Raw genomic sequence first — 18928 nt, 5'->3', positions numbered from 1 at the left:
GTTGGGCTGAGCCATGCCCGATTCCTTTTCGCCGGTGCTGACGGTCGATCTCGGCGCCATTCTGGCCAATTACCGTCTGTTGGCCGGCCGCGTCGCGCCGGCCCAGTGCGGCGTCGCCCTGAAGGCCGATGCCTATGGCCTGGGCGCCGCCATGATCGCGCCGCATCTCAGGCGCGCCGGTTGCACCCATTTCTTCGTGGCGACGGTGGATGAAGGGCTGGCGCTGCGCCAGCAACTGCCGGCCTTTGACCAGGGCAACCGGATCTACCTCATGAACGGCCTGCCGCAGGGGGCGGAGCGCGACATCGCCGGTAGTGACCTCATTCCCATCCTCAACTCCCTGGCCGAGATCGCGCGCTGGCGTGACTTTACCCGCGCCACCACGACCCGCCCCGCCGGCCTGCAATTCGACACCGGACTCAATCGCCTGGGATTGGGTCGGGAGGACGCCCTGCGGCTGATCGCCGACCCGCATCTGCTGGACGGTCTCGATATCACCCTGGTGATGAGCCATCTTGCCTGCGCCGATGATCCGGAGCATCCGGCAAACCGGGCCCAGCTCGGCGGTTTTCGGGATGTTGCCGACAATCTCAAGCTGCCCGGCCTCAAACTGCCTGGCAAGACGAAGCCGCTCTATTCGCTGGCAGCCTCGTCGAGCATCTTTCTGGGCGCCGACTTTCATTTCGACCTCAGTCGGCCGGGGGCCGCGCTTTATGGCATCAACCCCGTCCTGGGGGCACAGAATCCCCTCCGCCAAGTCGTGCGGTTGCAGGCAAAAATCCTGCAATTACGTGAGGTTGACTTGAATATGACCGTTGGTTATGGTGCCTCGCATCAGGTTCGGGGGCCATCTGTCCTGGCCACAATCGGGGTTGGCTATGCGGACGGGATTTTCAGGTCGCTGGGTAATCAGGGGTCGGTCTTCGTGGCTGGCCAGCGGGCCCCGATCGTGGGGCGCATCTCGATGGATTTAATCACGGTCGATGTCGGACATTTGCCCCAGGCCGCCTGTCAGCCCGGCATGACCGTCGATATCATCGGGCCGGAGCAATCGGTCGACGACTTGGCGCGCGATGCGGGGACGATCGGGTATGAGATCCTGACCAATCTCGGTACGCGGTTTCAACGTCGCTATGTAGGTGCCGGGGGATGAGCGTACCGGTCCTGCAACCCATCGGCCGCACCTTTCTCAGCAGCCTGGAAGCCATCGGCCGTCTGGCCCTGTTCACGCTCCGCGCGGTGTTGCATTGCCTGACGCCGCCTTTCTATCCGCGCCTCATCTTCAAGCAGATGATCGAGATCGGCTATTATTCGCTGCCGGTCATCGGCATGACGGCAATCTTCACCGGCATGGTGCTGGTGCTGCAGACCTATGTCGCCGTCTCCCGGCTGAATGCCGAATCCACCATCCCCTATGTCGTGGTCATCTCCTTGACGCGCGAACTGGGACCGGTGCTGGCCGGCCTGATGCTGGCCGGGCGCGTCGGCGCCGCGATGGCGGCCGAGATCGGCACCATGCGTGTCACCGAGCAGATCGACGCCTTGCGTACGCTCTCAACCAATCCTTTCAAGTATCTCATCGCGCCGCGCCTGATTGCCGCCGTGCTGATGCTGCCGGTCCTGGTCGGCATTGCCGATATCATCGGCGTGTTCGGCGGTTATCTGGTGAGCGTGTTCAAACTCGACTTCAGCCCGTCGATCTACTTGAAGAACACGGTCGATTTCGTCGAGACGATCGACATCGTCTCCGGCCTGGTGAAGGCCGCGGCCTTCGGCTTCATCGTGGCGCTTATGGGCACCTATAACGGGTTCGAATCCAAAGGCGGCGCCCAGGGCGTCGGCAAGGCCACCACGGATGCCGTGGTCGGTGCCTCGATCCTGATCCTTGCCGCCAACTTCATCATCACCGGGATTTTCTTCAGCCGATGAGCGATCTCAAGATCAAGGTGCGTGGATTGAAGAAGGCGTTCGGCCCGAAGCAGGTGCTGAACGGCGTCGATCTCGATGTGCCGCGTGGCCAATCGCTGGTGGTGATCGGCGGTTCCGGCTCCGGCAAGTCGGTGCTGATCAAATGCATCCTGGGCCTCGTGGAACCGGATGCCGGCTCGATCGAGATCGACGGCGAGGAAACCGTCGGCATACCTGCTGCCAAACGCGAAGAGATCATGCGCAAATTCGGCATGCTGTTCCAGGGTGCCGCGCTGTTCGACAGCCTGCCGGTCTGGGAGAATGTCGGCTTCGGGCTCATCGCCGGCCGCGGCATGAACCGGAAAGCCGCCAAGGAAGTGGCTCTGCGGAAACTCGCCGCCGTGGGCCTCGGGCCGGAAGTGGGCGAACTGATACCCTCCGAACTTTCCGGCGGCATGCAGAAGCGGGTGGCGCTGGCCCGCGCCATCGCGGCGGAACCGGAGATCATCTTCTTCGACGAACCGACCACCGGGCTCGACCCGATCATGGCGCAGGTGATCAACGAGCTCATCGTCAAATGCGTGAAATCGCTCGGCGCCACGGCCCTTTCCATCACCCACGACATGCATTCGCTGCGTGCCATCGCCGACCGGGCTGCCATGATCTATGAAGGCCGCATCATCTGGTCCGGTGACGCCAAGAATATCGATCGCTGCGGCAATGATTTCGTCGACCAGTTCGTGCAAGGCCGCGCCGAAGGCCCCATCCGCATGCCCGTCCGGCCGCTTTGAGCGCGGCGTGATGGCCAAAGCCCTTCGCAACTATGTCTGCCAGTCCTGCGGTTCCGCCTTCCCGAAATGGGCCGGCAAATGCGAGGCGTGCGGTGCCTGGAACTCGATCGTCGAGGAGCCCGTTGGCGGCGGCGACGTGCCCAAGGGCCTTTCCGGCAAGCGCGGCAAGGGCGTCACCTTCGTGGCGCTCGACGGCGACGTGCCGCAGACCATCCGCCGCCCGACCGGCATGGCGGAATTCGACCGCGTCACCGGGGGCGGCCTGGTGCGCGGCTCGGCCGTGCTGATCGGCGGCGATCCCGGGATCGGCAAATCGACCCTGATGCTGCAGGTAGCCACCATGCTGCGCGGCGTCCGTGTCGCCTATATTTCCGGTGAAGAGGCCGTGGAACAGGTGCAGCTTCGGGCGCGCCGCCTGGGCCTCGGACCCGATGGACACAAGCCTGCCGATATCACCACCGAGCTTGCCGCCGCCACATCCTTGCGCGACATCATGGCGAGCCTCGACCGGCCCGATGCGCCGCAGGTCGTCGTCATCGATTCCATTCAGACGCTCTATCTCGACAGCCTCGATTCGGCGCCCGGTACCGTGGCGCAGGTGCGGACCTGTTCCGCCGAATTGATCCGGCTTGCGAAATCCCGTGGCTTCACCCTGCTGCTGGTGGGTCACGTCACCAAGGAAGGCCAGATCGCGGGTCCCCGGGTGCTGGAGCACATGGTCGATACGGTGCTCTATTTCGAAGGCGAACGCGGTCATCACTTCCGAATCCTGCGCTCCGTCAAGAACCGCTTCGGCCCGGCGAATGAAATCGGCGTCTTCGAGATGACCGATCGGGGCCTCGCCGAAGTGCCCAACCCCTCCGCGCTGTTCCTCGCCGAACGCCACGGCAATATTTCCGGCGTCTCGGTCTTTGCCGGCATCGAGGGCACCCGTCCCGTGCTGGTCGAGGTGCAGGCCCTGGTCTCACCCTCGCCGCTCGCCACCCCGCGCCGCGCCGTGGTCGGCTGGGACAGTGCGCGCCTTGCCATGACGCTGGCCGTGCTCGAGACGCGTTGCGGTTTAGGGTTGGCCGGCAGCGAGGTCTATCTCAACATCGCCGGCGGCCTGCGCATCAGCGAGCCGGCAGCCGACCTTTCCGTGGCGCTGGCCCTCATTTCCTCGCTCTCCGACCGGCCGGTACCCTCCGACCTCATCGCCTTTGGCGAGATCGGCCTTTCCGGCGAGGTACGCATGGTGGCGCAGGCTGAAACTCGGCTCAAGGAAGCGGCCAAGCTCGGATTCAAGCGCGCCATCTTGCCAAAGCGCCTCAATCAGGCCGCGGCCAAGAAACTGAAAGTCGAAGGACTGGAGCTTATCGAAATCGGACATCTCCAAGAAATGATCGATTGGCTCTATAATGAGGTTCGTTCGAACGCGCTGCAGGCGACGGTGGCCGCCAGCAGACAGCAGCACGCAGGAGACAAGTCTCCAACAAAGGAAGGGCCGCGGTGAATTTCCTCGATCTCATCATCCTCGGCGTGATCGGTCTCTCCACCCTGCTGGCCTTTTCACGCGGGTTCATCAAGGAGATGTTGTCGATCCTGGGCTGGATCGGCGCCGTCATCGCCACCGTGGCCTTTTTCGCCCCTGGCCGAGCGCTCATGCGGCAATACATCGCGGAGCCCCTGCTGGCGGATATTGCCGCCGGCATCGGCATCTTCGTTGTGACGCTGGTCCTTTGCGGCATGCTCAATCACTGGATTTCGGCGCAGGTCCGTGGCAATGGGCTGGGCGCGCTCGACCGGTCGCTGGGTCTGGTCTTCGGGCTCGTGCGCGGGTCTGTGGTGGTCTGCGCCGCCTTCATCCTGCTCACCTTCTTCCAGCCCAACCGCACCGAATTTCCGGATATCGTGACTGAAGCGAGGCTCTTGCCGGTTGTCGAGCGCGGGGCGAATTTCATCGAGACGCTGCTCCCCGAAGATCTGCTGAAAACCGGCGAAGACGCCATAAATCAGGGGCTGAAAGCGGTCGATCAGGGTCAGCAGCTCGGCAACGCCCTGCAGACGATTACACCGGATCCGTCGAATACGAATGGCACCAATGCAACCGGCACAGGGCCAAGCAGCACAAACGAAGGTGCTGATGGCCAAGAACCGGGTGGACAAGGCGACGGATCGGGGTATAAGGACGCCGAACGCAACGACCTAAACCGACTCATCCAGGGTTCCGAATAACCCGGCCGGAAAAAGGTAAATGCCGATGCTCACGACCAATCCCTTCGATGACGACAAATTGAAGGAGGAGTGCGGCATTATCGGCATCTTTGGTGTCGAAGAAGCCGCCACCCGCACCGTTCTGGGCCTCCATGCCCTGCAGCACCGAGGCCAGGAAGCAGCCGGCATCGTGTCTCACGATGGCGAGGATTTCCATGCCCATCGCGCGATGGGTCATGTCGCCGACAATTTCTCGCATCACGACGTGGTCGGCCGCCTGAAGGGCCGCGCCGCCATTGGCCATGTGCGCTATTCGACCACCGGCGAAACGGCGCTCCGCAACGTACAACCCTTCTTCGCCGAACTCGCCTTCGGCGGCATCGCCATCGGCCATAACGGCAACCTCACCAATGCCGCCGCGATCCGCCGCGAGATGGTGAAGCGCGGCTCGATCTTCCAGGCTTCCTCCGACACCGAAGTCATCCCGCATCTGATGGCGACGCATCTCCGCGGCAACGTGGTGGATCGTTTGATCAATGCGCTGCACCAGGTCGAAGGCGCCTATTCGATCGTCGCCATCGCCAAGGACATGGTGATCGGTGTGCGCGATCCGCTGGGTGTCAGGCCGATGGTGCTGGGCAAGCTCGGCGACGGCTACATCCTCGCCTCGGAGACCTGTGCGCTCGACATCATGAGCGCCGATTACATCCGCGATGTCGAAGCCGGCGAAATGGTGATCCTGGACAAGAACGGCGTCACCTCGCTGCGTCCCTTCTCGCCCACCAAGCATCGCTTCTGCGTGTTCGAATACATCTACTTCGCCCGGCCCGATTCCGTCATGGAAGGTGTCAGCGTCTATGATGCACGCAAGCGCATCGGCGCGGAACTCGCCAAGGAAGCCGGCGTCGATGCGGACGTGGTCATCCCGGTGCCGGATTCCGGCGTGCCGGCGGCACTGGGTTATGCCGAAGGGTCGGGCATCCCGTTCGAATACGGCATCATCCGCAACCACTATGTCGGCCGCACCTTCATCGAACCCACCGACCAGATCCGTCATCTCGGCGTCAAGCTGAAGCACAATGCCAACCGTGCGAAGGTCAGCGGCAAGCGCATCATCCTGGTCGATGATTCGATCGTGCGCGGCACCACCTCGAAGAAGATCGTCGAGATGATGCGCCAGGCCGGCGCCACCGAGGTGCATATGCGCATCTCCAGCCCGCCCACCTCCTATTCCTGCTTCTACGGCATCGATACGCCGGAGCGCAGCAAGCTGCTGGCCGCGCGCATGAGCGTCCAGGAAATGGCCGATTTCATCGGCTGCGATTCCCTCGCCTTCATTTCATTGGATGGCCTCTACCGCGCCATGGGCCATGCCGAGGGCCGCAACAGCAAATCGCCGCAATATTGCGATGCCTGCTTCACCGGCGACTATCCGACCGAGCTTACCGACCAGAGCAACGAGAACATCACGCAGCTCTCGCTGCTGGCCGAAAAGAGCGCTTAAGCATGACGGCGACCGTTGCTAAGCCCGGCAGACTCGCCGGGCGTATCGCCCTTGTCACCGGCGCCTCGCGCGGCATCGGTGCCGCCATCGCCAGAGCCTATGCCAAAGAAGGCGCCGAGCTGATCCTCACCGCGCGGACCACCGGCGGGCTTGAGGAACTCGATGACGAAATCCGCGGCATCAGCGGCAAGACCAGCCTGCTGGTGCCCTTCGACCTCAAGGATTTCGACGCCATCGACCGGCTGGGTGCCGCACTTTACGAGCGCTTCGGCAAGCTCGACATCCTGGTCGGCAATGCAGGTGTGCTCGGCACCCTCTCACCTCTCGGGCATATTTCGCCCAAGGAGTTCCAGGAGGTCATCGACATCAACCTCACTGCCAACTGGCGCCTGCTGCGCTCGCTGGATCCATTGCTGCGGCAATCCGATGCCGGGCGGGCCATCTTCCTCACCTCAGGCGCCGCGCGCGGTCCCCGCGCCTATTGGGGCACCTACGCCATTTCCAAGGCGGCGCTGGAGATGATGGTTGGCATCTATGCCCAGGAAATCCAGCAGACCAAGGTGCGCGCCAACATGATCGACCCCGGCCGCACCCGCACCCGCATGCGCGCCAAGGCCTATCCCGGCGAAGATCCGCAGAGCCTGAAGACGCCGGACGAGATCATGGACAAGTTCGTCGAGCTGGCCACCGCCACCTTCACCGGCAATGGCGAAATGGTGAAGGCACAGTAGCACGGGCCCCTTGCAGAGAACGCATTTGCGCGCGACAGCAGAGGGCCCTACCTTCCCGCCATCATGATCCCCGCCCTCACCCCGCGCCGCTATGGTGCCGTCAACTGGATCGGCCTCTGGACCCTCTACCGGAAGGAGGTGCGCCGCTTCCTGGCCGTGGGCACGCAGACGGTGCTGGCGCCGATGGTGACGACGCTCCTGTTCCTGGCGATCTTCGTGCTGGCCATGGGCCATTCGGTCGAACTGGTGGGCGGCGTTCCCTACATGGAATTCCTGGCACCCGGCCTCATCATGATGGCGATGACGCAGAACGCCTTTGCCAACGCCTCCTCCTCGCTGATGATCGCCAAGATCCAGGGCAATATCGTCGACCTGCTGATGCCCCCACTGTCAGCACTGGAGATCACGCTGGGCCTGGCCCTGGGTGGTCTGACACGGGGCCTGGTGGTGGGTGTTGCGACCGCGGCCGCCATCTGGCTGTTCGTGCCGCTGCAGGTCAGCAATGTGCTGCCCCTGCTGTTCTACGGCATCATGGCCAGCCTGATGCTGGCGCAGCTCGGCATCGTCGCCGGGATCTATGCCGAGAAGTTCGACCATATGGCAGCGGTGACGAATTTCATCATCACGCCGCTGGCCTTCCTGTCCGGCACCTTCTATTCGACGGCGCGCCTGCCTGAGTTCGGGCAGGTGCTCGCCCATCTCAACCCCTTCTTCTACATGATCGACGGCTTTCGCTATGGCTTCATAGGCCATGCCGACGGGTCGCTGCTGCTGGGTGCCCTGGCGCTGATCGGCGTCAACGCCGCCCTGCTGCTCGCCAATTACCTGAGTTTTGAGCGCGGCAGCCGGTTGAAGGCATGATGGCGGGTATTCTCTCGCATAGCGGCCGGCTGCGGCGCTTCGGTGCGGTCAACTGGCTGGGCCTGTTCACGCTGGCACGGCGCGAAACCAGCCGCGGCCTCAAGGACTATAATTACCAGATCCTCGGCCCCGTGGTTTCCAGCCTGCTCTATCTTGCCGTCTTCCATCTGGCGATCCGCACCGTGGGCGGGAGCAGCGGCAGCAATGCGGATCTCCTCAACTTCATCGCCCCCGGCCTCATCATCTTCGTCGCCTGCGAAAAAGCGTTCGAAAATGCCTGCGGCTCGTTCATCTTCGACAAGCATGAACGGGTGATGGCAGATCTTCTCATGGCGCCGCTCTCCTCCGTCGAACGTGTCTGCGGCTATCTCGCGGGCGCCTGTCTCGCGGGGAGCGCCGTCGGCATCGCGGTCGCCCTCATCACCTTGTTCTTTGCCGACCTCACCTTTGTGCAGCCCTGGGCGATCCTGTTCTTTGCCATCATGGGCACCATGATGCATGGCTTGATCGGCATCCTGGTCGGCATCTGGGCGGAGAAATGGGACTCCTATGCCGCGGTCCATACCTTCCTGCTGCTGCCGCTTTCCTTCCTGTCGGGCCTGTTCTACCGGGTCGAAAACCTGCCGCCGCTGGCGCAGGAACTGGTGCGCCTCAACCCCGTCTTTTACATCATCGACGGCTTCCGCTTCGGCATGACCGGCACCGGCTCGTCCAATCCCTGGATCGGCGCTGCCGTGCTGCTGGCGATGAACGCGATGCTCTTTGCCCTGGCCTACACCTGGTTCCGGCGCGGTTATCGCCTCAAACCCTAGCTAACTTGACCGCGTCACCTTTCCTTTTTAGGATGGCCGCATGTCCACGCATATTTCCGCATCTGCCCAGCGACGTCGATTCTGCATCAAGGTGCGGAAGGCTCAGCTTTTGGCGCGAACGGGAATACCAGCGGGACGATAGGTCCCAGCCACCGTCCACCAAAGTATCCCTGCCCACCCAACCGGTCGGCGGGGTTTTTCATGTCCATATTCTGGAACAACAGCCATGACGCGCGATTTCACCTTCATGATCCGGCCGGCCGAACCGCACGAGGCTGCGGCGATCACCGATATCGTGCACGCCGCCTATGCCAAATGGGTGCCGGTGATCGGCCGCGAGCCGCTGCCGATGCGAACCGATTACGGCCAGGCCCTGCTGGAACACCAATTCGATGTCATGGTCGAGCAGGGCCGGATAGGTGGCCCCATCGTCGGATTGATCGAAACCATGCAGCGCCCTGATCACCTTTGGATCGAGAATGTCGCCGTCGCGCCAGCCGCCCAAGGCCAGGGGATCGGGCGGCACCTCCTCGCCCATGCCGAGCAGAAGGCCATGGACGCGGGCTGCTTCGAACTCCGCCTGCTCACAAACGGCGCATTTGAGGCCAATGTCCTGCTCTATCGGCGACTGGGCTATGTCGTGGAGCGGGAGGAGGCCTTTATGAACGGAACCACCGTCTATATGAGCAAGAAGCTTTCGCGATGACCCCCCAATTCCCCCTCGCCGGTTGACAGCGGGGAGCCATCTCCCGATAGTCGCCGCTTTCCAGCATGAATGAGCCCTTTTTCGACCCTTCAGAGGCAAAAATGACCGTCCAAAAGCCCTCCAGCCTGATGCAGACCTATGCCCGTTCCGAACTCGCCTTCGAGCGCGGCGAAGGGGCCTATCTCTTCACGGCGGACGGCCGACGTTTCCTCGATTTTGCCAGCGGCATCGCCGTGACGGCACTGGGGCACAGCCATCCGCATCTGGTGAAGGCCCTGGTCGACCAGGCGCAGAAGCTGTGGCACACCTCCAACCTCTATCAGGTGCCGGGACAGACGCGGCTTGCCGAACGCCTGACCGCCGCCACCTTCGCCGACCAGGCCTTCTTCGCCAATTCCGGCGCCGAGGCGATCGAGTGCGGCCTGAAGCTCATTCGCAAATACCAGGATGATTTCGGCGATCCGGCACGTTATCGCGTCATCGCCTTTGAAGGCTCGTTCCACGGCCGCACCCTCTCGACCCTGGCCGCCGCCGGCAACGAGAAATACCTCAAGGGCTATGCCCCGGTGGTGGACGGGTTCGATCATTGCGCCTTCAACAACCTCAATGAAGTGCGCGCCAAGGTGGGGCCGGAGACGGCCGCCATCATGATCGAGCCGGTACAGGGCGAAGGCGGCATGCGCGCCGCCGATATCGAGTTCCTGCAAGGCCTGCGCAAGGTGTGCGACGAATTCGGGCTGCTGCTGATGTTCGACGAAGTGCAGTCGGGCGTCGGGCGGACCGGCAAGTTCTTTGCCCATGAATGGGCCGGCGTCACCCCGGATATCGTCGCCACCGCCAAGGGCATCGGCGGCGGTTTCCCGATGGGCGTCTGCCTTGCCAGCAACAAGGTGGCGGCAGCTTTCGGTCCGGGGTCCCACGGCACCACCTTCGGCGGCAACCCGCTCGCCATGGCGGTCGGCAATGCCGTGCTCGACATCATCCTGGCCGATGACTTCCTGCCGGCGGTGAACAAGGTCGGCGCGCACCTCGATGCGCGCATCGACGAGTTGCTGCGACGATTCCCCGGCGCATTCGAGGGCAAGCGCGGCAAGGGTTTGATGCGCGGCCTCAAATGCGCGAGCGGTGTCGTCAATACAGAGATGGTGGAAAGTCTGCGCGGTGTCGGTCTGCTGACCGTGGGTGCCGCCGACAACACCATCCGCCTGTTGCCGCCGCTCATCGTCACCAACGCGGAGATCGATTCCGCCATCGACATGCTGGCCGCCGTCGCGGCCCAAGCCAAGGCTGCCTGAAAATGACCCAGACCACGACACCAAAGCACTTCCTCGACCTCGATATCATGTCGGCCGCCGATCTCAGGCGCATCATCGACACGTCGAAAGCCGTGAAGGCCAAGAATTTTCCGGACGGCAACGAAAAGCCTTTCGCCGGCAAGGCGCTGGCCATGATCTTCGAGAAGCCATCGACCCGCACCCGCGTCTCGTTCGAGATCGGCATGAAGCGGCTGGGCGGCGAGGTTGTCGTCCTTGAACGTGAAAGCTCGCAGCTCGGCCGTGGCGAAACCGTGGCCGATACCGCCCGCGTGCTGTCGCGCTATGTCGATTGCATCATGGTCCGGACCACGCGCGAGCAGAAGCTGATGGAATTGGCCGAACACGCCACCGTGCCGGTCATCAACGGCTTGACCGACCGCACCCATCCCTGCCAGCTGATGGCCGATGTCATGACCTTCGAGGAACATCGGGGGCCGATCAAGGGCAAGCGCGTGACCTGGTCGGGCGACGGCAACAACATGGCGACGAGCTGGATCCACGCCGCCGTTCGCTTCGACTTCGAACTCAACATCGCCTGCCCCGCCAATCTGGCGCCACCGCGCGACGTCATCAACTGGGCGCATGAACAAGGCGGCAAGGTGAAGATTTCCGACAATCCGCAGGAAGCCGTGAAGGGCGCTGATTGTATCGTGACCGACACCTGGGTCTCGATGGGCGATGCCGATTCCTTCGACCGCACTGAACAACTGCGCCGTTTCCAGGTCGACGAGAAGCTGATGAAGCTGGCCAAAGCCGATGCTATTTTCATGCATTGCCTGCCGGCCCATCGCGGCGACGAAATGACCGCCGCGGTCATCGACGGGCCGCAATCGGTGGTCTGGGAAGAGGCGGAGAATCGCTTGCATGCCCAGCAGGGGATTCTTTATTGGTGCCTCGGTCTGCTTTAGTATGAAATCCATGGAAGCAGCCGTCCAAGCCCCACCCGCCAGCGACTATGTCCAACCGTTCCAGATCGAGGGCCATGGCGTCCGTGGCCGCCTGATCCGCATCGACCAGGTGGCGAGCGAAATCATCGCCAAACACGCCTATCCGGAACCTGTGGCGCATCTCCTCACGGAGATGATGGCGTTGGCGGCCATCCTGGCGGCGACGTTGAAGTATGAGGGTGTCTTCACCCTGCAGGCCAAGGGCAATGGCGCCGTCAAGGTGCTGGTCGCCGACGTGACGTCGGCCGGCAATGTGCGCGGCTATGCGCAGTTCGACGAGAAAGCGGTGGTCGCCATACCGGCAGCCTCCGCCAATCTCATGCGTTTGACCGGTGGCGGCTATCTCGCCTTTACCGTGGACCAGGGCGAGCATGCCGAGCGCTACCAGGGCATTGTCGAGCTGGAAGGCACCAGCCTTGTGGAATGCATCCATCATTATTTCCGGCAGTCGGAACAGCTGCAGGCGGCGTTCAAGCTCGCCGTCGAGCATCATCCCGGCGGCTGGCGCGCCGGCGCCATCATGCTGCAGCGCCTGCCGATGCAAGGCACGTCGCAAGGTGGCTGGACGCCGGACGGCTCGACACCCCATGATTGGCATGGCCGCAACGAGGATTCCTTCGATGCCGGCACCGAAGAAGCGGAAGATGCCTGGCGTCGGGCCGTCGTCCTGATGGCCAGCACCCAGGACAGGGAGCTGCTGGGGCCAGAGACCGGCATGCATGATCTGCTCTATCGCCTGTTCCATGAAGACGGCGTTCGCGTCTTCAGCGGTCACGATCTCAAGGCGCAGTGCCGCTGCTCGCGCGGCCGTGTCGAGAATGTCCTCAAATCACTGGCGGCAGACGAACTCCAGGACCTGGCCATCGATGGCGCGCTGGTCGTGACCTGCGAATTCTGCAACAGCGAGTACCGCTTTGCGCTGGGTGACGTCACACCGGGCGCCTGAGCCGGATTTTCATACGCAGGAATCTGGGGGCGCCGACATCAATCGGCGGGAATGGTTGCTGGATCTATCGCCGACCGAACGCTGGCCGGGGGTGGAAAGCGCATCCTGATGGTGGTGCCCTGTCCCACCACGCTTTCCACGCTGATGCCGCCGCGATGCATCTCGACCAGGTTGCGCACGATCCAGAGCCCAAGGCCAAGTCCTTCTTCCTTCCCTGAGACCATGGGATCGCCGCGCGAGAAGCGATCGAATATCCGGGGCAGGATCTCAGGCGCAATGCCGGGGCCTTGATCGATGACCGCGATCATCAGGCCGCCATCCGCCATGGATTGCAGGCGCGTTTCCACGACCGTGTCCCGGCCGGAGAACTTCACCGCATTGGTGAGGAGATTGTTGAGGATCTGCAACGCCGCGCGATAATCGACCAGCCAGGCCGGGAGATCCGCACCAGCTTCCAAGGTGAGGCGGATCTGCTTGGTATTGGCGACCGGCTGCACCAATGCAATAGCCTCGCGCGCCAAGGCAACGGCATCGTGCGGTTCTTCCGTGAGCTCAAGCTGCCCACTCTCGATCTTGGCCGTATCGAACAGCTGGTCGATGAGCTTGAACAGCAACGTGCCGCTGTCGCTGATATGCTTGACGCATTCCAGGTGCCGCTCATTCTCCACCCGGCCGCCAATGCCGAGTTTCATCATGTCCGAGAAGCCGATGATGGCATTCAACGGTGTGCGCAATTCGTGACTCATATTGGCCAGGAACTGTGATTTGGCACGATTGGCTTGCTCGGCCGCATCGCGGGCCAGGGACAACTGCACCATATGCTGGCGGAACATGTCGGCGGCCTGCTTGGCGGTCGCCGACAGCGCGCGTTCACGCTTGATCTCATGCCGCGCCAGAAGAAACAGCAGGGCACAGAGGACCGAGAAGCAGAGCCCGCCGATGAGCACCGCATTGGCCAGGTTGCGGTTCGGGCCGCCCTGATAGGTCGGCGCCACAGCCCAGGTGAGCTGCCACTCTGCCCCGGCATAGACAATGCGGGAAGCCAATGTCTGCATCGCTGCGACCTGGAACTGGTCGAGCATGTTGAAGCCCGGTTGGGCTGGTAGCGGTCGGTAGGCGATCGGATAGAGTTCGCTCTCGATCAAGGCTCCATGGGAAACACTGAGGTGGAGGCCGGGCGGTACATTGGCCGCCACAAAGTTCGCGAGGATCTCCTCGAGATTGAGCGGCGCCACCAGCAATGGCGGACTGTCTCCGGTGGCGAGGGCAACCACCAGCGCAAAGCGTGGACCAATATCGTCCTCGAACATGGGATGTGGGGACAACAGCAGGTGTTGCGGTTGCTGCGCGGCCAATGCCACCGCGCTCTCCAGGCCTGACCAGTTGACCGGATCGCGGCTGACTTTGCCGTAGCGCTCGAGGCCAATACCGAAGGGCATGTAATAGTCGCCACCCTCATCGGCGAGGAGATGGGCAATAGAAATATCGCCGGGCGCCAGATCATTTCTGGCGAGCGCCGCTACAGCCCGTTCAAACTCCACCCTGGTGACGGTTTCCGATCCCAGGAACAGGCCGGTAATTGCGCGCAGGGGCACCTGAGTCGCCCGCAGCGCATCGGCAAACGCCGCATCAAGCCGTTCAGTTTGGTTCTGCGCCCCTTCGCGCCACAGATCTTCGGCGCGCCGCAGCAGCTCGCCATAGACAGCATAGGTGGCAAGGCAACCCACCAGCAATATCACCAGCGGAATGGCGATCAGCAGGAGCGAGGCTCGTCCAGCCGGGCGGTTTTTTTGCCTGTTGCCGGCGTAATCGACATTGGCCTGGGGGGCTGTCTGCGATGCATGCTCGACAATCTGCATCATGATAGCGGCCACACCCGACCGCCCTGCACGATACTCAATGCAGCACAGCCAGCCGATACATTTTGGCGGCAGGGCCGGGTCGAATTTCTCCTGGGCGTCATCTCGCAATCATGAGACGGGTCGCCTGATGGTACAAGGTTAATTGATTGCTAACACCTTAGAGCAATTGGTATATTTGCCTGGGAGAAAAATCCGCTCGGCACATTTAGTGAAGCGCCAGAGAGGGCATCGCCCGCTCATTCATAAGCGCCGGCTTGTCCACCGACGACGCGACAGTCGTCGGTGATGCCAGGCGCAGATCGGCCTGCGCGAGTTGAGTGGCGAGTGTCTTGAGGGAGCCGAAGGCAATGCGCGCGGCAGCCGGCGGCAGCCAGTTGCGCAGAGCATGATAGGCAGCAAAGGAATCCCCCTGCTGCGCGCCGGAGAGCGCCTGATGGAAGATCATCTCGTCGGCACTGACATAGCGGCACTTCATGCAGCGGATATCGATCAGCTGAGTGGCCGAACTGGCGACCGTGCGAAAGAAACCATCGAGCGCGATTTGGGCCGGCAACAGGTCAAGCCGGCGGAAAGTGCCACCGCTGACCACCTCGAAAGGCTGGTCGAGCTTCAGGGCCGTGACCCAACTGCGTGCCGCCCAGATCGCGAACTGGCTGGCAAAGGGCAGCGATTCGATAAAGATCTCGCTGGCATCCTCTGCCAGCAGGCTGTCCGTGTGATCGGTGCAGGCATTGTCGTTGGCGGCCATGCGCAATCCTTGTGACTTATGGAATCTGTCCCCCCGCCGCACATCCTAGACAAGCCCATATGCAATTGCAACTCATTTGCAACTGTATATGGGCTTGCCGCCCGTGCAGCCCGCCCGGTCCTGGGCGGCCCCCCTTGGAGCGCTGCGGAACCATGCGAGATATGGCAGGTTCTGCTGGTCACAACCCATCCACTGTACGCGAGTCGGTATCCGCCATGAGTGTCCTAGCCTTTGTTCCACGCCAGATTGGCCTGCTGCTGCTCGGCCTCGTCGCATCGGCCAGCCTTGCTGCCTGTGACACGCCGCCGGCGCGGCAGCGTTTCCCCGAGATCACGTTCCAGCACCTGGCGCCGATCCGGCTCGATGTCGCCCGGATCGAGATCCTGTCTGGGTATCGCAGTGCCGAGCACCCCGACGACAACGCTGCCGACTACCCGGAAGCTCCGGAAACGCTGGTGGCGGATTGGGCGCGCGAGCGGCTGCAGGCGGCGGGTGAGCGCGGCCAGGCGACCTATACCGTGGTCGAGGCCCGTGCCGTACGCGTCCCCCTCCCCCGTTCCAGCGGCATCAGCGCGGCGCTCAAGACGGAACAGTCAGACCGCTACGATCTCGCCATCACCGTGCGCCTTGACGCCGGCAACCCGATCAGCGGCAAATCCGGCACCGTCACCGAGACAGTCACCCGCTCGCAGACAGTGCCGGAGAACATGACGCTCAATCAGCGCGAGGCGATGCTGTTCAACCTGCTCGACGCGGCGATGAAGGATCTCAACCAGCGTCTTGAGAAGAGCATTCCGCAATATCTGGCGCCCCTCATCCGCTGAACTGAACCAGGATCAAAAACATGATCGCGAAGCTGACCGAGACCGAACGCACTGCTGCCCTCACCACATTGCCTGCCTGGCAAATGGTGGCGGGCAAGGACGCCATCCAGCGCAGCTTCCGCTTCAAGGATTTTGTCGAGGCCTGGGGTTTCATGAGCAAGGTCGCCTTGTTGGCGCAAGCACAGGACCATCATCCCGAATGGTCAAACGTCTATAACCGGGTCGAGATCACGCTCACCACCCATGACTGCAAGGGGCTGAGCGCACGCGACGTCAAGCTTGCCCTGGACATCGATAAACTGGGGGCATGAGCTTCGCTACCTAGTTGGGAGTCTCGATCGGCAGTTCGTGCTGGGAGAACAGGAAGTCCTCCAGGGAAAGACAGCGATCTATTCTGTGGCCGTCACTCGATAAGGGAAGCATCACGACTTCACTTCGACCGCTCATGGCGCCGGCCAGGGGCCAGGCATCGATGCCATAGAGCGGCTGGCACGCCTCGGCCAGAAGACGATAGGCCCGCGTATAGCGTCCGCCTATATCCCAGCGCAACTCGTCGAGATACCTGCCGGTGAAGTCGAGTCGGTTGAAATCGACCACCTTTGTGCCGACCAGCCGATAGCGCACCCGAAACGGATCTTCAATCTCCGCCATGACAACGTTGGGAAGCAAGTCAGCGATGTCGCCAGGCTCTATGTCGGTACGCAAGGGTGTTGGCCGGTCGCGACGACAGGATTCCCAATAGACTTCAAGCCGATGAATGCGGTCGGAGGTGATGAATTCGGAAGATGGCGAGAAATCAGGAAAAAGTCCTGTCACCTAAGATACTCCCGATCCTTCATCAACCGGTCCACTGCCCGACAAGGTGTGACGCCGGAAGACTAACATGTTCCACCCTACGGACCGACCATCTTTCTGGCATATTGTGTATCGGGGTAACTGGAAGATAGGTTGACGATGGCAACGCGCAAAAGGACGGCGATCCTCGACGACTTCTGGGAGATTGCCCGGCAGCATGTCGCATCCTTGCCGCAGGATCTGCCGCACGACATCTGGTTCTTTGGTGACAGTCCGGAGCTTGCCGACAATTTGGCCAAGCTGGTCCTCATGGGCCGGAAGCGCGCGACCACAGGCTTGCTCGCTGAAATGGAAGCCGAAGGACTGCCCTTGCCACAGACCGGCGGCCTCAGCCTCGTCACCGATTTCCACGGCGCGCCGCTGATGGTGCTGCGTTCGACCCGCGTCGAGATATTGCCCTTTCGCGACGTCGATGCCGACTTCGCCGCCGTGGAGGGCGAAGGCGATGGGAGCCTTGCCTATTGGCAGGACGCCCATGAAGGTTTCTTCGGCCGGAGCTGCGCGCGGCTCGGCCTGGCATGGCGGCCGGATATGCTGGTCGTGTGCGAGTGTTTCGAATTGCTCTATCCGCGGCCGGCCTAGAGACCGCGCGGCAGCTTAAGAGCCAGCAGGCCGCAGAAGAGCGCAAAGCTCGCATTCACCAGAAACACCACCGGCAGCGGAAAGAAGCTCAGCAGCAGTGCGAAGATGGCAGGTGGAATGAGAGCTGCTGCGTCACGATAGATGCTGAAGACCATGGTCATCTGCGGCCGCTCCCACCCACGCACGGCGCGCAGGAAGGTCACGACACAGACTGAATCCAGCGAGACGGCGCCCACCGCCGAGAGGATCAGCATGAGATTGACCAGATCCGGGTCATCGCTGAACCAGACCACGGCAAAGGTCGCGGCTGACACCCAGATGAAGGCGCCGGCGATGAAACGCCTGAGGCCAATGCGACGACCGAGCCAGCCAAGGAACAGGCTGACGAACAGCAAGGCCGTGCAGGAGGAGATGAGGTCGCCGGCTTCGACATTGGGCTTGCCGGCCTGCACCAGATAGATCGGCGCATAGGTGAACAGGGTCACCCACCACATCTCACGGCCGAAATTGAGCACCCAGGCCAGCACCAGGCGCTTCTGAACGAAGAAACGGCTGATGTTGCGCAAGGGTGTAAAGCTGGTTCCGCTCAGGCTCGGCGATGGTGCCTGCAGATTGAGCGCGCGAAAATAAACGAACAGGATGATCGCCGCGGCGATCGACACCAGGAAGGGCAGAATGGGCGACCATTCGTAGAGTCGGATGCCGAGAAACGGTCCGCCGACCCAGGCGGTCGCGGAAAAGAATGTGCGCAGCGGCTCCGACTTGGCGAGGTCGCGCTTCTCGATGAAGCCTGCGATATAGATGTTGAGGAGGCCGAGCAGACCGGCGGCCGCCATCGCCCGCAGCATCCAGCCGAGACCGAAGCCGGTGAGGGTCTGAGAGGCCATCAGCAACGAGGCGATGCCGAGCAAGGCGATCGCCAGCAGGTAGCTGGCCCGCGGCCGCCAGCGATGGATGATGGTCGGCAGCACCAGGGACATGCAGACGCCGGCGATGCCGGCCACTGTCACCGCGACGCTGACATTGCGGGCCGACCCCAGGAGATGCAGCGCCTCCAGCGGAATGACGGGTGCGATGATGGCGCGGGCGACGGAATCGAGGGTGAACAGGGTGGCGAACAATACCGGACCCGGGCGCGTCACGGGCGCATGCCAGGGGGATCGACCCAGAGTGGGTCGGGTGGCGAGGGCTTCGGTATTCATGGTGATGGAATGATCGCTTTATCGCGGTTCTGATTGACCTGACCGCGCCATCATAGCGATTGCGCCCGGCGATGCGAGGCACGGCTTTGCATAGCGGCCATCCGCGCCGTGACGAACTCGGGCGGATGGCCGCGCTGCAG

20 protein-coding genes are annotated in these 18928 nt (G+C 62.6%); 16 read left to right on the top strand and 4 right to left on the bottom strand.

The window, feature by feature from the left end; translation table 11 throughout:
• Window positions 1-13: 13 nt before the first annotated feature.
• From alr to IPK59_15960, 13 genes are all read left to right on the top strand, one after another.
• Window positions 14-1153, top strand: coding sequence for an alanine racemase (gene alr, locus IPK59_16020; protein ID MBK8160205.1), 1140 nt, complete (start codon window positions 14-16; stop codon window positions 1151-1153).
• Window positions 1150-1929 carry an ABC transporter permease gene (locus tag IPK59_16015; GenBank protein MBK8160204.1) on the top strand — a complete coding sequence of 260 codons (780 nt, stop codon included), beginning with the start codon at window positions 1150-1152 and terminating at the stop codon, window positions 1927-1929. The genes alr and IPK59_16015 overlap by 4 nt, the downstream gene beginning before the upstream one ends.
• Window positions 1926-2699 carry an ATP-binding cassette domain-containing protein gene (locus tag IPK59_16010; protein MBK8160203.1) on the top strand — a complete coding sequence of 258 codons (774 nt, stop codon included), beginning with the start codon at window positions 1926-1928 and terminating at the stop codon, window positions 2697-2699. Before IPK59_16015 ends, IPK59_16010 begins: the two co-directional genes overlap by 4 nt.
• Window positions 2700-2709: 10 nt before the next feature.
• On the top strand, window positions 2710-4191 hold the full coding sequence (gene radA / locus IPK59_16005; GenBank protein ID MBK8160202.1) for a DNA repair protein RadA: 1482 nt from the start codon (window positions 2710-2712) through the stop codon (window positions 4189-4191).
• Window positions 4188-4913, top strand: coding sequence for a CvpA family protein (locus IPK59_16000; GenBank protein ID MBK8160201.1), 726 nt, complete (start codon window positions 4188-4190; stop codon window positions 4911-4913). The genes radA and IPK59_16000 overlap by 4 nt, the downstream gene beginning before the upstream one ends.
• 25 nt (window positions 4914-4938) lie before the next feature.
• On the top strand, window positions 4939-6396 hold the full coding sequence (locus IPK59_15995; GenBank protein ID MBK8160200.1) for an amidophosphoribosyltransferase: 1458 nt from the start codon (window positions 4939-4941) through the stop codon (window positions 6394-6396).
• A 2-nt stretch (window positions 6397-6398) separates the two neighbouring features.
• Complete coding sequence (locus IPK59_15990) at window positions 6399-7127, top strand: SDR family NAD(P)-dependent oxidoreductase (GenBank protein ID MBK8160199.1); 729 nt, start codon at window positions 6399-6401, stop codon at window positions 7125-7127.
• A 63-nt stretch (window positions 7128-7190) separates the two neighbouring features.
• Window positions 7191-7988, top strand: coding sequence for an ABC transporter permease (locus IPK59_15985; GenBank protein MBK8160198.1), 798 nt, complete (start codon window positions 7191-7193; stop codon window positions 7986-7988).
• Entirely contained in the window at window positions 7988-8800 is an 813-nt protein-coding gene (locus IPK59_15980; protein ID MBK8160197.1) for an ABC transporter permease, read from the top strand. Before IPK59_15985 ends, IPK59_15980 begins: the two co-directional genes overlap by 1 nt.
• Before the next feature lie 226 nt (window positions 8801-9026).
• Window positions 9027-9506 carry a GNAT family N-acetyltransferase gene (locus IPK59_15975; protein ID MBK8160196.1) on the top strand — a complete coding sequence of 160 codons (480 nt, stop codon included), beginning with the start codon at window positions 9027-9029 and terminating at the stop codon, window positions 9504-9506.
• 101 nt (window positions 9507-9607) lie between these two features.
• A complete protein-coding gene (locus IPK59_15970; GenBank protein ID MBK8160195.1) occupies window positions 9608-10801 on the top strand; it encodes an aspartate aminotransferase family protein in 1194 nt (397 codons plus the stop codon).
• Window positions 10802-10803: 2 nt separating this feature from the next.
• Window positions 10804-11730 (top strand): ornithine carbamoyltransferase, encoded by a 927-nt coding sequence (gene argF, locus IPK59_15965; protein ID MBK8160194.1) that lies wholly within the window; start codon window positions 10804-10806, stop codon window positions 11728-11730.
• 10 nt (window positions 11731-11740) lie between these two features.
• A complete protein-coding gene (locus IPK59_15960; GenBank protein ID MBK8160193.1) occupies window positions 11741-12715 on the top strand; it encodes an Hsp33 family molecular chaperone HslO in 975 nt (324 codons plus the stop codon).
• A gap of 38 nt (window positions 12716-12753) precedes the next feature.
• Here IPK59_15960 and IPK59_15955 read toward each other — a convergent pair whose 3' ends face one another.
• Together IPK59_15955 and IPK59_15950 are read right to left on the bottom strand one after the other, a co-directional pair.
• Window positions 12754-14577 (bottom strand): HAMP domain-containing histidine kinase, encoded by a 1824-nt coding sequence (locus IPK59_15955; GenBank protein ID MBK8160192.1) that lies wholly within the window; start codon window positions 14575-14577, stop codon window positions 12754-12756.
• A 205-nt stretch (window positions 14578-14782) separates the two neighbouring features.
• Window positions 14783-15325 (bottom strand): hypothetical protein, encoded by a 543-nt coding sequence (locus IPK59_15950; GenBank protein ID MBK8160191.1) that lies wholly within the window; start codon window positions 15323-15325, stop codon window positions 14783-14785.
• 215 nt (window positions 15326-15540) lie between these two features.
• On the opposite strand from IPK59_15950, the gene IPK59_15945 reads away from it, so the two are divergent.
• Together IPK59_15945 and IPK59_15940 are read left to right on the top strand one after the other, a co-directional pair.
• The gene (locus IPK59_15945) at window positions 15541-16149 is read left to right on the top strand and encodes a hypothetical protein (protein MBK8160190.1); all 609 of its coding nucleotides are present in this window, start codon (window positions 15541-15543) and stop codon (window positions 16147-16149) included.
• A gap of 20 nt (window positions 16150-16169) precedes the next feature.
• Complete coding sequence (locus IPK59_15940; GenBank protein MBK8160189.1) at window positions 16170-16460, top strand: 4a-hydroxytetrahydrobiopterin dehydratase; 291 nt, start codon at window positions 16170-16172, stop codon at window positions 16458-16460.
• Window positions 16461-16470: 10 nt separating this feature from the next.
• Here the strand turns inward: IPK59_15940 and IPK59_15935 are convergent, their stop codons facing one another.
• Window positions 16471-16965, bottom strand: coding sequence for a PAS domain-containing protein (locus IPK59_15935; GenBank protein ID MBK8160188.1), 495 nt, complete (start codon window positions 16963-16965; stop codon window positions 16471-16473).
• A gap of 138 nt (window positions 16966-17103) precedes the next feature.
• Here IPK59_15935 and IPK59_15930 point away from each other — a divergent pair, with 138 nt between their 5' ends.
• Window positions 17104-17586, top strand: coding sequence for an ASCH domain-containing protein (locus IPK59_15930; protein MBK8160187.1), 483 nt, complete (start codon window positions 17104-17106; stop codon window positions 17584-17586).
• Here the strand turns inward: IPK59_15930 and IPK59_15925 are convergent.
• Window positions 17583-18728 carry an MFS transporter gene (locus tag IPK59_15925; protein MBK8160186.1) on the bottom strand — a complete coding sequence of 382 codons (1146 nt, stop codon included), beginning with the start codon at window positions 18726-18728 and terminating at the stop codon, window positions 17583-17585. The genes IPK59_15930 and IPK59_15925 overlap by 4 nt on opposite strands.
• Window positions 18729-18928: the final 200 nt, after the last annotated feature.

This window comes from Rhodospirillaceae bacterium (assembly GCA_016712715.1).
GTDB lineage: Bacteria > Pseudomonadota > Alphaproteobacteria > Dongiales > Dongiaceae > Dongia.
Note: the sequence above shows the minus strand (reverse complement) of the source record. Positions and strands in the feature narration are given on the sequence as shown.

Coding starts and splice junctions, on each gene's coding strand:
- IPK59_15950 (MBK8160191.1), bottom strand. CDS start 15,325: ATGGCCGCCAACGACAATGCCTGCACCGATCACACGGACAGCCTGCTG.
- IPK59_15970 (MBK8160195.1), top strand. CDS start 9,608: ATGACCGTCCAAAAGCCCTCCAGCCTGATGCAGACCTATGCCCGTTCC.
- IPK59_15980 (MBK8160197.1), top strand. CDS start 7,988: ATGGCGGGTATTCTCTCGCATAGCGGCCGGCTGCGGCGCTTCGGTGCG.
- IPK59_16015 (MBK8160204.1), top strand. CDS start 1,150: ATGAGCGTACCGGTCCTGCAACCCATCGGCCGCACCTTTCTCAGCAGC.
- IPK59_15945 (MBK8160190.1), top strand. CDS start 15,541: ATGAGTGTCCTAGCCTTTGTTCCACGCCAGATTGGCCTGCTGCTGCTC.
- IPK59_15940 (MBK8160189.1), top strand. CDS start 16,170: ATGATCGCGAAGCTGACCGAGACCGAACGCACTGCTGCCCTCACCACA.
- IPK59_15955 (MBK8160192.1), bottom strand. CDS start 14,577: ATGATGCAGATTGTCGAGCATGCATCGCAGACAGCCCCCCAGGCCAAT.
- IPK59_15990 (MBK8160199.1), top strand. CDS start 6,399: ATGACGGCGACCGTTGCTAAGCCCGGCAGACTCGCCGGGCGTATCGCC.
- IPK59_15975 (MBK8160196.1), top strand. CDS start 9,027: ATGACGCGCGATTTCACCTTCATGATCCGGCCGGCCGAACCGCACGAG.
- IPK59_15985 (MBK8160198.1), top strand. CDS start 7,191: ATGATCCCCGCCCTCACCCCGCGCCGCTATGGTGCCGTCAACTGGATC.
- IPK59_15960 (MBK8160193.1), top strand. CDS start 11,741: ATGGAAGCAGCCGTCCAAGCCCCACCCGCCAGCGACTATGTCCAACCG.
- IPK59_15930 (MBK8160187.1), top strand. CDS start 17,104: ATGGCAACGCGCAAAAGGACGGCGATCCTCGACGACTTCTGGGAGATT.
- IPK59_16010 (MBK8160203.1), top strand. CDS start 1,926: ATGAGCGATCTCAAGATCAAGGTGCGTGGATTGAAGAAGGCGTTCGGC.
- argF (MBK8160194.1), top strand. CDS start 10,804: ATGACCCAGACCACGACACCAAAGCACTTCCTCGACCTCGATATCATG.
- IPK59_15995 (MBK8160200.1), top strand. CDS start 4,939: ATGCTCACGACCAATCCCTTCGATGACGACAAATTGAAGGAGGAGTGC.
- alr (MBK8160205.1), top strand. CDS start 14: ATGCCCGATTCCTTTTCGCCGGTGCTGACGGTCGATCTCGGCGCCATT.
- radA (MBK8160202.1), top strand. CDS start 2,710: ATGGCCAAAGCCCTTCGCAACTATGTCTGCCAGTCCTGCGGTTCCGCC.